This is a genomic window from Kribbella jejuensis (genome assembly GCF_006715085.1).
Classification (GTDB): domain Bacteria; phylum Actinomycetota; class Actinomycetes; order Propionibacteriales; family Kribbellaceae; genus Kribbella; species Kribbella jejuensis.
Map to the genome: position 1 here is coordinate 370563 of NZ_VFMM01000002.1, position 12826 is coordinate 383388.

The 12826-nt window shown below is 68.7% G+C and carries 13 protein-coding genes; 10 read left to right on the forward strand and 3 right to left on the reverse strand.

The genetic code is table 11. The features are described 5' to 3' along the window. Positions 1 to 87: 87 nt before the first annotated feature. Positions 88 to 471, forward strand: coding sequence for a YciI family protein (locus tag FB475_RS21710; RefSeq protein WP_141858409.1), 384 nt, complete (start codon positions 88 to 90; stop codon positions 469 to 471). Here FB475_RS21710 and FB475_RS21715 read toward each other — a convergent pair. Next, positions 468 to 1439: an N-acetylglucosamine kinase gene (locus FB475_RS21715; protein ID WP_141858410.1), complete on the reverse strand. Its 972-nt coding sequence runs from the start codon at positions 1437 to 1439 to the stop codon at positions 468 to 470. The two genes, FB475_RS21710 and FB475_RS21715, sit on opposite strands and share 4 nt — an antisense overlap. Before the next feature lie 169 nt (positions 1440 to 1608). Here FB475_RS21715 and FB475_RS21720 point away from each other — a divergent pair, with 169 nt between their 5' ends. The 6 genes from FB475_RS21720 to FB475_RS21745 all read left to right on the forward strand — a co-directional run bounded on the left by FB475_RS21720 (position 1609) and on the right by FB475_RS21745 (position 6937). Continuing rightward, positions 1609 to 2388: a sugar isomerase domain-containing protein gene (locus FB475_RS21720; protein ID WP_141858411.1), complete on the forward strand. Its 780-nt coding sequence runs from the start codon at positions 1609 to 1611 to the stop codon at positions 2386 to 2388. A gap of 28 nt (positions 2389 to 2416) precedes the next feature. Continuing rightward, positions 2417 to 3760 (forward strand): N-acetylglucosamine/diacetylchitobiose ABC transporter substrate-binding protein, encoded by a 1344-nt coding sequence (gene ngcE, locus FB475_RS21725; protein ID WP_141858412.1) that lies wholly within the window; start codon positions 2417 to 2419, stop codon positions 3758 to 3760. A gap of 56 nt (positions 3761 to 3816) precedes the next feature. Beyond that, the gene (locus FB475_RS21730; RefSeq protein WP_202878467.1) at positions 3817 to 4221 is read left to right on the forward strand and encodes a hypothetical protein; all 405 of its coding nucleotides are present in this window, start codon (positions 3817 to 3819) and stop codon (positions 4219 to 4221) included. Between the two features lie 88 nt (positions 4222 to 4309). After that, positions 4310 to 5359 carry a tryptophan--tRNA ligase gene (gene trpS, locus FB475_RS21735; protein WP_141858413.1) on the forward strand — a complete coding sequence of 350 codons (1050 nt, stop codon included), beginning with the start codon at positions 4310 to 4312 and terminating at the stop codon, positions 5357 to 5359. Then, on the forward strand, positions 5356 to 5868 hold the full coding sequence (locus FB475_RS21740; RefSeq protein WP_141858414.1) for a 2'-5' RNA ligase family protein: 513 nt from the start codon (positions 5356 to 5358) through the stop codon (positions 5866 to 5868). Before trpS ends, FB475_RS21740 begins: the two co-directional genes overlap by 4 nt. A 28-nt stretch (positions 5869 to 5896) precedes the next feature. Further along, entirely contained in the window at positions 5897 to 6937 is a 1041-nt protein-coding gene (locus FB475_RS21745) for a YihY/virulence factor BrkB family protein (RefSeq protein ID WP_141858415.1), read from the forward strand. A 24-nt stretch (positions 6938 to 6961) separates the two neighbouring features. On the opposite strand, the gene FB475_RS21750 is transcribed toward FB475_RS21745, so the two are convergent. Continuing rightward, positions 6962 to 8089, reverse strand: a complete 1128-nt coding sequence (locus FB475_RS21750; RefSeq protein ID WP_141858416.1) for a D-alanyl-D-alanine carboxypeptidase family protein — start codon at positions 8087 to 8089, stop codon at positions 6962 to 6964. Positions 8090 to 8157: 68 nt separating this feature from the next. Next, entirely contained in the window at positions 8158 to 9087 is a 930-nt protein-coding gene (locus FB475_RS21755; RefSeq protein ID WP_141858417.1) for a zinc metalloprotease, read from the reverse strand. Between the two features lie 235 nt (positions 9088 to 9322). Here FB475_RS21755 and FB475_RS21760 point away from each other — a divergent pair, with 235 nt between their 5' ends. The 3 genes from FB475_RS21760 (at position 9323) to FB475_RS21770 (ending at position 12825) form a co-directional block, all read left to right on the forward strand. Next, on the forward strand, positions 9323 to 10675 hold the full coding sequence (locus FB475_RS21760; RefSeq protein WP_141858418.1) for a glutamine synthetase family protein: 1353 nt from the start codon (positions 9323 to 9325) through the stop codon (positions 10673 to 10675). Continuing rightward, on the forward strand, positions 10656 to 11363 hold the full coding sequence (locus FB475_RS21765) for a gamma-glutamyl-gamma-aminobutyrate hydrolase family protein (protein WP_141858419.1): 708 nt from the start codon (positions 10656 to 10658) through the stop codon (positions 11361 to 11363). Before FB475_RS21760 ends, FB475_RS21765 begins: the two co-directional genes overlap by 20 nt. A gap of 115 nt (positions 11364 to 11478) precedes the next feature. Beyond that, positions 11479 to 12825 (forward strand): aldehyde dehydrogenase family protein, encoded by a 1347-nt coding sequence (locus FB475_RS21770; protein ID WP_141858420.1) that lies wholly within the window; start codon positions 11479 to 11481, stop codon positions 12823 to 12825. Position 12826 lies beyond the last annotated feature (1 nt).

The window sequence follows — 12826 nt, forward strand, 5'->3', positions numbered from 1 at the left end:
GCGTAAAACCCCGAAATGTCGAGTACGGCGGACCGCTTCCGACCTCTGCTGCGAAGATCCACTCAACTGCCCGAAAGGACACCGATCATGAAGTACCTGCTGATGATCCACAGCAACCCGGTCACCTGGAGCCACCCGTCCTTCCTGCACACCGAGGAAGGCAAATCGCTGCCGAAGAAGGCCCGTGACGCGCTGGTCGACCAACTCAACAACCTGCTCGAGGAACTGCGCGCGAGCGGCGAACTGATCACCGCCGTCCCGCTCGACCCGCCGGCGAAGACCCGGGTGGTCCGCGTCCGCGAAGGCATTCGGGCCACCACCGACGGCCCGTACTCCGAGGCGAAGGAACAGTTGGCCGGCGTCTTCCTGATCGACGTAGCCAGCCAGGAACGCGCCGAGGAAGTGGCCGCCACCATCCCGGAGGCCGCCTTCTACGCCGTAGAGGTCCGCCCGGTCTCGGTCTTCGACTAGTGCTCTACCAGGCGGGTGTGGTTCTCGGTGGTGGCCAGGTCGAGGGCGGCCAGGGCCAGCCAGGTGGCACCGCCCACCCCGTCTTTGGCGGTGCGGACGTCGCCGGCGAAGTGCTCCCGGATCAGTTGACCTACCGGGGAGGACTCGCCGGCGACGCTGCCTGCCAGCACCATCGGGCCGCTGTCCGAGGTGACCTTCAGCCGGGCGGCGGTTTCGGTGAGCAGTTCGGCTGCGCGTTTCACCAGGGCCCGCGCAGTTTCGTCCTGCTGGTGATACGCCGCGATGACGGCCGGCGCCAGTTCGGCGAGCATGACCGGCGGGCGGCTGTTCACCGTCATCACCAGCAAATCACGTAGCGCGTCGTATCCTTCACGGTGTGCCACCAGATCCTCGTCCCGGCCGGGCAGGATCGCCTGTACGACGGCCTGCCCGAGCAATCCGAGCGGCTCCCGCAGATCCAGCGACTCCAGCACGCTCCGGACCGCCTCGCGGCCCAGCCAGAAGCCGGATCCGTCGTCGCCCAGCAGCCACCCGTGCCCGCCCGCGGTCCGCTGCAGCTGGTGATTGCGGACCAGCCCGACGTTGCTGCCCGTCCCCGCGATCAGCACCGTCCCGTCGGGTTCCGGCGTACCGGAGGCGAACGCGACCTCGAGATCCCCGATGTAGCCGGGCGGCACCGTGAGCCCCGCACCGGTCCACGCCGCGTCGAACTGGGCCGCGACCTCCGGGCGCTGGAGCGCGACGCCGCCGGCCATCCCGACCACCGCAGACTTGATCGCGGCCGGGTCCAGCCCGGTGAGGGCCGCGTGCAACGCCTGACCGAAGTTCGCCGCCGCGCTCGCCGGATGACTGGTCGGATTGCCGCCGGCGGCAGCGCCGCGGCCGATCACGTTGCCCTCGGAATCCGCGACCACGATCCGGGTGGAGGTGCCACCGAGGTCCCCGCCCAGGACCAGTACGTCCGACATGCGCAATGGCTCCAAACTGCTGACGCAACGGTCCCGATTGGGGAGATTACACGGATCAGCCTTGACTTTAGCTGTGAGTTGAGAAAAGTTCTGTCCAGTAAACCGCAAACTTGCGCATTTGTCGGCACTGCAAGTGTCGCGCGCGGATCAGTCGAGGGGTTGGCCGCCGATGGGCAGCACTAACACGGGCGACGCGGGCGTGAGCGCACAGGCGTACTTCCAGACGTTGATGCCGATCATGGCCGCGGTGACCGCGCAGATCGACGGCCCGATCCAGGACGCCGCCGACCTGATGACCACGTCGCTGCGCGCGAACGGCGTGATCCAGGCGTTCGGCTCCGGGCACTCCGAGGCGCTCGCGATGGAGATCGCCGGCCGCGCCGGCGGTCTGATCGCCACCAACCGGATCGCGTTGCGCGACCTGGTGCTGCTCGGCGGCGAGCCGCCGGAGCTGCTGCGCAGCGCCGAGCTCGAGCGCGACCCGCAGTACTCGCGGAAGCTCTACGAACTGTCCGCGGCCCGCGAGGGCGACCTGTTCGTGATCGCCTCCAACTCCGGCGTGAACGGCTCGATCGTCGAGCTCGCGAACGTGGTCAAGGAGAAGGGCCACCCGCTGATCGCGATCACCTCGCTGCAGCACACCGGCGGGATGGAGTCCCGGCATCCGTCCGGCAAGAAGCTGATCGACTTCGCCGATGTCGTGCTCGACAACCACGCGCCGTTCGGCGACTCGGTGCTGGACCTGCCCGGCGGCGCCGGCAAGGTCTGCGCGGTCTCGTCGATCACTGCCGCGCTGATCGCACAGATGCTCGTCGCCGAGGTGCTCCGCCGGATGACCGCCGCCGGCGAGACCCCGCCGGTCTACCTGTCCGCGAACATCCCCGGCGGCGACGACCACAACCACGCCCTCGAGGCTTTGTACGCCGGCCGCATCCGCCGTACCGCCTGAAACCCCGGCGAGGTAATAACCTGCCGGGGTGTTGAGACGGCGGTCGTTACTGCAGGGGGCGTTGGCCGGTGCCGTGCTGGCCGGGTGTTCGAAGCCACCGGTTGTGCCGGTTGTGTCGCGCGACAACCCGTTCAGCGTGGACGCGAGTGCGCCGGTCGACGTGGTGGTCAGCGAGGAGTACGGCGGGTTCGCGGCCGCGGCGTACCGGAAGAAGTACGCCGCCGCGGCGATCAGCCCGAAGGTGACGGCGCGGCTGTCGGACGACCTGTTGCCGCGGTTCGCGACCGGTACGCCGCCTGATGTCGCGCTGTCCACCGGTGATCAGAAGCTCGAGCTCGGCAAGCTGGTCAAGGACAACCAGCTGGCCGACCTGCAACAGTTGCTGGAGGCACCTTCCTGGGACGACGCGTCCGCGAAGGTGCAGGACCAGCTGCTGCCGGACATGCTCGAGGTCGGCCGGTTCGACGGCACGCAGCGGACCGTCAACTACATCTCGACCGTCTACGGGATCTGGTACTCGGCCGGCCTGTTCCAGCGCAACGGTTGGGACGTCCCACGCAGCTGGGCGGAACTGCTTGCCCTCGGCACCGAAATGAAAGCGGCCGGTCTCGGCCCGTTCAGCTACGCCGGCGCGCACCCGTACTACCTGCTCGAGCTGGTTCTCACCCTGGCCGCGAAGACCGGCGGCCCGGACGTCACGAAGCGGATCGACAACCTCGAGGACGGTGCCTGGCAGGACGAGAGCGTCACCGCGGCGATCACCGCCGTCGGTCAGCTGGCCAAGCGCGGGTTGCTCGCGCCCGGCACCGCGCAGTACGACCACATCGGTTCGCAGCGGCGCTTCCTCGCCGCGAAGGCCGGCATGCTGCCGTGCGGGAACTGGCTCGAGAACGAGATGAAGGGCCTGGTCAAGGACGACTTCGCGCTCAGCATGTTCGCGGTACCGCCGCTGGACTCGTCACCGGCACTCCCGAGCGGGCTGCACGTCGCCGCGACCGCGCCGTTCTTCGTACCGGAGAAGGCGAAGCACAAGGCCGGCGGGCTCGAGTACCTGCGGGCGCTGCTGTCCGCGGACGTCGCGGCGCAGGTCACCTCGGAGTCCAAGCAGCTCACGATCGTCCGCGGTGCGGCCGACGGGCTGGAGCTGACCACGGCGCTGAGCTCGGCGCGGGACCTGGTGGCGGCGGCCGGCGACCAGATCATCAAGTGGTACTTCGACACCTGGTACCCGGCGTTCGCGACCGCGGCCGCCGAGGCCACCGGCCAGTTCATGGCCGGCGGCCTCCAGCAGCCCGAATGGACCACCCGGATCCAGGCCGCCGCCGACCAGCTCAAACAGGACGATGCGGTGACCAAATATCACCGGGATTAACGGGGTAGAAGCAGGCCGCACAGCCGCCGTACGCTCTGAAGTGGAGAGTGAGAGCGATGGCTTGGCTGATGTCGGTGGGCGTGTTCCTGCTGCTCTGCGTCCTGCTCGGGCTGGTGCTCCCGAACCCGCCGCCGTCGCGGTGGCGGCGTGGCTTGCAGCGGAGTACGTCGCGTCTGACGGCGCGGCTGCACCGGCAACCGGCCGCGGCGCCGGACCCGTTCGACACGCTGCGGCTGCAGACGCGGCTCGGATCCGTGTCGACGAAGATCCGCAGCGTCGAGTCGACGCCGCATGTGTACGCCCGCGCGCATCGGCTGATGGCGCTGGAGGCGGCGTACGACGACCTGCTCGACGAGGCGTGCCGGCTGGCGGGCTGCCCGGGTGAGCCCGGCGGCGAACGCTCCGAGGCGAAACGGTGGCAGGAAGAGCAGGAACTCGCCGCCAGAGGCTGGACGTGGTGACCCGGCTCCGTGACACATAGTCCTTGAGATATGACTGATACGCCGCCCGGGTACAGGGTCGGCGGGGGCCGCTGGCAGAATCACCCCTATGTCCCAAGCTGCGTCTGACCCCTCCGCAGCCGGTTCCCAGCGACGCCCGCGCGTGCTCTCCGGGATCCAGCCGACGGCGGACTCCTTCCACTTCGGCAACTACCTCGGTGCGGTGCGGCAGTGGGTGGCCCTGCAGGAGGACCACGAGGCGTTCTACTGCGTGGTCGACCTGCACGCGATCACCGTCGAGTACGACCCGAAGGCGCTCCGCGAGCGCACCCGCCGGTCGGCGGCGCAGCTGCTCGCGGCCGGGATCGACCCGGAGCGGTCCACGCTGTTCGTCCAGTCGCAGGTGCCGGAGCACGCCCAGCTCGCCTGGGTGATGTCCTGCATCACCGGGATGGGCGAGGCGAGCCGGATGACGCAGTTCAAGGACAAGACCGCGAAGGGCGGCGCCGACCGCGCCACGGTCGGCCTGTTCACGTACCCGATCCTGCAGGCCGCGGACATCCTGGTGTACCAGGCCGATCGGGTCCCGGTCGGCGAGGACCAGCGCCAGCACGTGGAGCTGACCCGCGACCTGGCGCAGCGCTTCAACCACCGGTTCGGCAAGACCTTCCGGGTGCCCGAGGCGTACATCGTCAAGGAGACCGCGAAGATCTTCGACCTGCAGGACCCGTCGTCGAAGATGAGCAAGTCCAGCTCGTCCCCGGCCGGCATCATCGACCTGCTCGACGACCCGAAGGCGAGCGCGAAGAAGATCCGCTCGGCGGTCACCGACTCCGGCCGGGACGTGATCTTCGACGAGGAGAACAAGCCCGGTGTCGCGAACCTGCTGACGATCTTCTCGGCGCTGACCGGGAAGAAGATCAGCGAGCTCGAGGACGAGTACGCCGGCCGCGGGTACGGCGACTTCAAGAAGGACCTGGCCGAGGTGGTGGTCGAGTTCGTCACCCCGTTCCGGGAGAAGACGATGACCTACCTGGACGACAAGGCGCAGCTGGACGCGATCCTCGCGGCCGGCGCCGAGCGCGCCCGGGCGGTCACCGAGCCGACACTGGCCAAGGTCTACGACCGGCTGGGCTTCGTCCCCGGCCCGGCCCGATGACGACGATCGGTGTCGCGATCCCGATCGCGGAGCCGTACGGGACCGAGCTGCAGAAGTACCGGGCCGACTTCGGCGACCCGATGGCGGCGTCGATCCCGACCCACGTCACGCTGCTGCCGCCGACCGAGATCGAGGCCGGTGACCTGGAGCTGATCGACGAGCACCTGCTCGCGGTCGCGGCCCGGTTCCCGCGGTTCCGGATCCGGCTGCGCGGTACGGCGACCTTCCGGCCGGTCTCGCCGGTGGTGTTCGTACCGCTCGCGGAGGGCATCTCGTCCTGCGAGGTGCTGCAGTCGCAGGTCCGGTCCGGCCCGCTGCAGGTCGACCTGAAGTTCCCGTACCACCCGCACGTCACGGTCGCCCACGACCTCGGCAAGGAGGCGCTGGACCGGGCGTACGACGCGTTGTCGGAGTACGACTGCGACTTCGACGTCGAGTACTTCAGCCGATACGAACACGGCGCCGACGGCGTGTGGCGCCCACAGCGATCGTTCCCGCTGGCAGGCTGAGTCTCCGCACCCGGGGTACAGGAGACCAATGAAGAAGCTCAAGGCGGTCTGGCAGCGATTCAGCCGGACCCAGCTCTGGCGTGCGTGGCAGCGGTACGGGAACCGGCGGGGGAACCGGCTGGCCGGGGCGACGAGTTTCTTCGGGTTCCTGTCGCTGTTCCCGCTGATCGTGCTGGCGGCGGCGATCACCGGCCCGCTGCTCGGTGGCGAGGCGATCAAGGCGCTGAAGAAGGCGCTCCAGCAGAACCTGCCGGGGATCGGCAACCGGATCGACATCGACGGCCTGATCGCCCACGCGGGCACGATCGGGCTGATCTCGGGTGTGTCGCTGCTGCTCACCGGCCTGGGCTGGATCGACTCGCTGCGGGCCTCGATCCGCTCGATGCACGAACTGGACGACGAACCGGGCAACGCGATCAAGCTGAAGGTCGTCGACCTCGGCGCGCTGATCGGCCTCGGCCTGATCGGCCTGATCGCGACCGGCGCCTCCTCGGTCCTGACCGGGATGTCCCGGCGGATCATCGACGCCACCGGCCTGGACGGTACCTGGCTGGCGAGCTGGGGGATCGACGTGATCAGCTTCGTCGTCGGTGTCGCCGCCGGCGCGGTGCTGTTCCTGTACATGCAGACCGCGCTGCCGCGGATCATCCTGCCCCGCAAGGTCGCGCTGATCGCGGCGCTCGCGGGCGGCATCGCGTTCTACCTCGCGCAGAAGCTCGGCAACCTCTACGTGAGCCACGTGATCGGTTCGAACGCGGCGTACGGCGCACTCGCGCTGCCGCTCGCGCTGCTGGTCTGGATCTACCTGCTGACCCGCGTGATCATGCTGGTGGCGGCGTGGACCAAGGAGGCGTCGGCGGATCGTGAGATCGTCGATGAGCGCGCCGAGCCTGAGGCCGAGCCTGAGCCGCTGCTGCCCGGTCCGCCCGGCAAGTGCTACCAGGTCGTGCCGGTCCCGGAGCGGAAGGCGGACACCGTCTCGGTCGCGGCAGGTGCCGTACTGGGCGCCACCGCCACGACGCTCGCCGTACAGGCAGTCCGCGCCCTCCGCGCCGTACGCCACCGCTGACAACGGCGAGCAAGGGGCGCGCGGCTAGTGGCGGCGGCGGCGTAGGGCGCGCGGGCGGCGGAGGAACAGGCCGAGCAGGAGGACCGGCGGGCCGGCGTACGCCCAGACGGGCACGCGGAGCGCGAGTGACGTGACCGCCTGGCCGGGGCCGAGCGCCGTCCGGGCCGGTGGATCGCCGGCCTTGCGGCTGGTCGGCTTGTCCTCGCCCTGCGTCTGCGTGGTCTGCGGCGGCGCCGAGGCCGGCTTGACCAGGGTGCCGACCGGCTTGAGCTTGTCGTAGTTCGCGAACGTCCAGGTCAATAGGTTGCTCGCGTCCTCGGTGATGCCGTGCGGGGCGTTCATCATCGTCACGACCAGCGTGTGCCCGTTGCGGCGGGCGGCGCCGATGAACGTGTTCCGGGCCAGCGTCGTGTACCCGGTCTTCACGCCGAGCGCGCCGGGGTAGTTGAACAGCAGCTTGTTCTGGTTCGCGACCTGGTACGTGCCCTTGTTGCCCACGTTCGGGAAGTTCGCGTACTTCGTGGACGCGTACGTCGCGAAGTCCTGCCGGGCGAGTCCCGCCTGTGCGAACAGTGCCAGGTCGTAGGCGCTGGAGTACTGTCCGTCGGCGTCGAGGCCGGTCGGGTCGGTGACGTGCGTGTCGAGCGCACCGAGCTCCTTGGCCTTGGTGTTCATCCGCTGGATGGTGGCCGGGATCCCGCCCTGGTCGTGCACGCAGAGGGCGTGCACGGCGTCGTTTCCGGACGCCAGGAACATGCCCTGGAAGAGCAGGTCGACGGTGTAGTGCAGGCCCGGGTACACGCCGACCTTGCTGCCGATGATGCCGGCGTCGGCGCTCGACCCGATCACCGGATCGGTCTTCTTCAGCCGTGGCAGCAGGACCAGCGCGGTGAGCGTCTTGAGCGTGCTGGCCGGGCGGAGCTGCGCGTGCGGGGCCTTCGCCGCCAGCACCTGGCCGGTGTCCAGGTCGGCCACGACGTACGCAGACGCCTGCACGGCCGGCGGTGTCGCCCCGTCCGCGACCACCGTCGGCTTCGCCGTCAGCAACTCGCCGCCGACCGAGTCCTGCGGACCCGTACCGGCGGCGGTCGCTGTCAGAGGTCCGCTCACCACCAGTGCGGTGGTAGCGCAGGCCGTCAGAAGCAAACGCATCGGCCGCACTCTAGTTGGCGAACGGGGCAGATGTCACAAACGGGTCTCATGCCCAGAGTCGGACACAGCTAGGCACGGTATGCGGTCCACATGTTGCTCATCCGGGTCGACTGGCCCGGGGTGAACTGGTTGTAGCAGGAGTCGTAGGAGTAGTCCATGTAGTTGTGGATCGGGTCCAGACCGGGCAGCGAGCAGGAGTCGCGGCCGGTCGGGCAGCCGCTGGAGGCGCTGCTCTGTGCGGGCGTGTCGGCCACCGAGTCGTTCGTACTGGTGCAGCCGCCCTGGAACGTGTGGTACAGCCCGAACCAGTGACCGGCCTCGTGGGACGCGGTCTTGCCTTCGTTGTAGTTGGTCGCCGAGCCGCCGGGCAGCGAGCTGTACTGCACCCGGATGCCGTCGATCGACGGGTTGCTCGCGTAGTCCCACGGGAAGGTCGCGATCCCGAGGTACGAGAAGTCGACCAGCCAGATGTTCAGGGCGTTCTTACCGCCCTTGCGAGTTTGTGAACGGTACGTGGTGCTCTGCTTGTCCTTGTGCCACTGGTCGTTGTTGAACCGGTCGGTGCCGGCCAGGTAGAACGTGAAGCCGGTGTTCGCCGCCTGCGACGACTCCTGGCCCGCGTAGTCCTGGTTGAGTTCGGCGATCTGCTGCGAGATCTGCGTGTCGGTGACGTCGCCGGCACCGGTGCTGCTGCGCATCACGTGCACGTACACGGGCACGCTCGCGGACGCCAGCGTGCCGACGCGCGCGTTCTTGGCCTTGAGGATCTGCGCCGTACGGGCGTCGATCGCCTTCTGCTCGGCCACCGACAGGTCGCGGTGGTCCGCGCCGAAGCCACCGCGTGCGGCGGCTCCTTGCTCTGGCGTGAAACAGGCCGGATTCCCGAGCTGGTCGAGCGGCAACTTCGCCGTCGCCTGCCCGCCGAGCGGGCTGAACGCAAGCGCCGTACCGGCCAGCAGAACGGCCAGGGCGCGGGGGCGGGTGATGAAAGATCGCATAGCGGTCCTCCAGAGATCGGGCCGCGTGGGCGGTGCGGCCGGAACCCAGGATTCTCCGGACAACCCCCCAACCTGCCAACCACTTCCCTGTCCCCCCAGTGCCACGGCACCACCACGCCGCAGCAGTCCACCGGCCTCATTGCCTGCCCGGGGCTGATTGCTGTGTGGCGTTGACAGGGGTGGTTAGTCTTGAGTCAATGGGCTGGAAACAGACCAATAGACTCCGGGAGTGGTCGTGGGCGCGTTGGGTGTGGAGGAGTTGCGCGGGCTGGTTGAGGCGGGGGCGGTCGACACGGTGCTGGTGGCGATCACCGACATGCAGGGGCGGTTGCAGGGCAAGCGGTGTGGGGCTCGGTACTTCCTGGAGGAGGTGCTGAAGCACGGGACCGAGGGGTGCAACTACCTGCTCGCGGTGGACGTCGACATGAACACGGTCGACGGGTACACGATGTCGTCCTGGGAGCGCGGGTACGGCGACATGGTGATGGCACCCGATCTGGAGACGCTGCGGCTGGTGCCCTGGTTGGAGGGGACCGCGCTGGTGCTCTGCGACGTCGAGTGGCTCGACGGTACGCCGGTGGTCGCCTCGCCGCGGCAGGTGCTGCGCAAGCAGCTCGACCGGCTGGCCGAGAAGGGGCTGAAGGCGTACGTCGGTACCGAGCTCGAGTTCATCGTCTTCGACGACACCTTCGAGACCGCGTGGAACAAGCGGTACCGCGATCTCACGCCCGCGAACCAGTACAACGTCGACTACTCGCTCGTCGGCACCTCCCGGATCGAGCCGCTGCTGCGCGACATCCGCAACGGGATGGAAGGCGCCGGCATGTACGTCGAGTCCGCGAAGGGCGAGTGCAACCTCGGCCAGCACGAGATCGCGTTCCGGTACGACGAGGCGCTGGCGACCTGTGACAACCACTCGATCTACAAGACCGGTGCGAAGGAGATCGCGGCCAAGCACGGCAAGAGCCTCACGTTCATGGCGAAGTACGACGAACGCGAGGGCAACTCGTGCCACATCCACCTGAGCTTCCGCTCCGACGACGGCGACCCGGTGCTCGCGGGTGACCGCGACCACGGCTTCTCGCAGCTGATGGAGCAGTTCATCGCCGGCCAGCTCGCCTGCCTGTCCGAGTTCACCTATCTGCTGGCGCCGAACATCAACTCCTACAAGCGCTTCGTGCGCGGCAGCTTCGCGCCGACCGCGGTCGCGTGGGGTCTCGACAACCGCACGTGTTCGCTGCGCGTGGTCGGGCACGGCGACTCGCTCCGGGTCGAGAACCGCCTGCCCGGCGGCGATGTGAACCCTTACCTCGCGGTCGCCGCGATCATCGCTTCCGGCCTGCACGGCATCGAGCAGGAGCTGGAACTCGAGCCGCTGCTCGAGGGCAACGCGTACGAGTCCGACAAGGAACACGTACCGTCCACACTGCGCGAGGCAGCCGCGCTCTTCACCGGCTCGAAGCTGGCGCGGAACGCCTTCGGCGACGAGATGGTCGACCACTACAGCAACGCGGCGCGGGTCGAGCTCGACGCGTACGACGCGGCCGTCACCGACTGGGAGCGGGTCCGTGGTTTCGAACGACTCTGAGCGCCCGCGGATCGGCATCACGACGTACCTCGAACCGGCGTCCTGGGGTATCTGGCATCGTGAGGCTGCACTGGTGCCTCGCGTGTACCTCGACGCGATCGCGGCCGCCGGCGGCACCCCGCTGCTGCTGCCCCCGGTCGGCACCGATCCATCAGTACTAGGTCTGCTGGACGGTCTCGTCATCGCGGGCGGCTGTGACGTCGACCCGGCGCAGTACGACGCCATTCCGCATCCCGAGACCGTGGGCACCCGGCCGGACCGGGACCACCACGAATCGGTCCTGATCCGAGCAGCCCTGGACCGTGATCTGCCGTTGCTGGCGGTCTGTCGTGGGCTGCAGATGCTGAACGTGACGCTGGGCGGGACGTTGCACCAGCATCTGCCCGATGTCGTCGCGCACGACGAGCATCGCCCGGGGCCCGCGGTGTTCGGCCGGGTCGACGTGAAGATCGAGCCCGGCACGTTGACCGCGCGGATCCTCGGCGAGAGCACGACCGGCAGTTGCTACCACCACCAGGCCCTCGACGTGATCGCGCCGGGTCTGAAGGTCACCGCCCGGTCCGGCGACGGAACGGTCGAGGCGGCCGAGGTGGAGGGCAAGGAGTTCGCACTAGGCGTCCAGTGGCATCCGGAGGAGAACCCCGAGGACCTGCGGCTGTTCACCGCTTTGATCAGGAGCAATCGATGACGGTACTGATGCCACGCCTCCGGCGCGGCGGGTCACGGGGCTGTAACTCCCGTTCTTCCCTCGTCGCTCCGGTCGCTTCGCTCCCTCCACTCCTCAGTCCAGAACGGGAGGCCCCGTGACCTACGACGTGATCAATCCGGCCACCGAGAAGGTGGTCCGGACGATCGAGCTGGCCGACGAGCTGGCCGCGGACGCGGCCATCGACCGGGCCCGGAAAGCGTTCGAAACCTGGCGGAACGTCGCGCCCGCGGACCGTGGCCGGCTGCTCCGGCGGTTCGCCGACGCGGTCGACGCGGACCTGCAGAACCTGGCCGCCCTCGAGGTGGAGAACGCCGGTCACACGATCGGCAACGCCCGCTGGGAAGCCGGCAACGTCCGCGACGTCCTGACCTACTACTCAGCCGCGCCGGAACGCCTTTTCGGAAGACAGATCCCGGTTGCCGGCGGGATCGACGTCACGTTCCAAGAACCGCTCGGTGTCGTCGGCGTAATTGTCCCGTGGAACTTTCCGATGCCGATCGCCGGCTGGGGTTTCGCCCCTGCGCTGGCCGCCGGAAACACCGTCGTACTGAAACCCGCCGAGCTCACCCCGCTGACCGCGATCCGCCTCGGTGAACTCGCGCTCCAAGCCGGCCTGCCGGAGGGCGTGCTCGAAATCATCCCCGGTCGCGGGACTGTGGTCGGTCAACGTCTCGTGACCCATCCGGCCGTCCGCAAGATCGTCTTCACCGGATCCACCACAGTCGGCAAGCAGATCATGGCCGGCTGCGCGGATCAGGTGAAGCGGGTGACGCTCGAGCTCGGCGGCAAGTCCGCGAACGTCGTGTTCGCCGACGCCGACCTGGAGAAGGCGGCAGCGCAGGCGCCGTACGGCGTGTTCGACAACGCGGGGCAGGACTGCTGCGCACGGTCGCGGATCCTTGTCGAGCGGTCGGCGTACGAGAAGTTCATGGAGCTGCTCGAGCCCGCGGTGAAGGGGTTCAAGGTTGGCGACCCCAATGATCCGGCGACCGAGATGGGTCCGTTGATCTCGAAGGCTCAGCTGGAGCGGGTCGCTTCGTATGCCCAGAACCCCGCATTCCAAGGCAGTGCGCCGACCGGGCCTGGGTACTGGTTCCCGCCGACGGTGCTCGCGCCGCCGGACGAGCGGGCCGCGCGGGAGGAGATCTTCGGGCCGGTGGTCGCGGTGATCCCGTTCGAGGACGAGGCGGATGCGCTGCGGATCGCGAACGACAGCGAGTACGGGCTGTCCGGCTCGATCTGGACGCGGGACGTCGGGCGCGCACTCCGGGTCGGGCGCGGGATCGAGGCCGGCAACCTCTCGATCAACTCGAACTCGTCGGTGCGGTACTCGACCCCGTTCGGCGGCTACAAGCAGTCCGGCCTCGGCCGGGAGCTCGGTCCGGACGCGCTCGCCGCGTTCACCGAGACCAAGAACATCTTCATCAGCACGGAGGACTGAC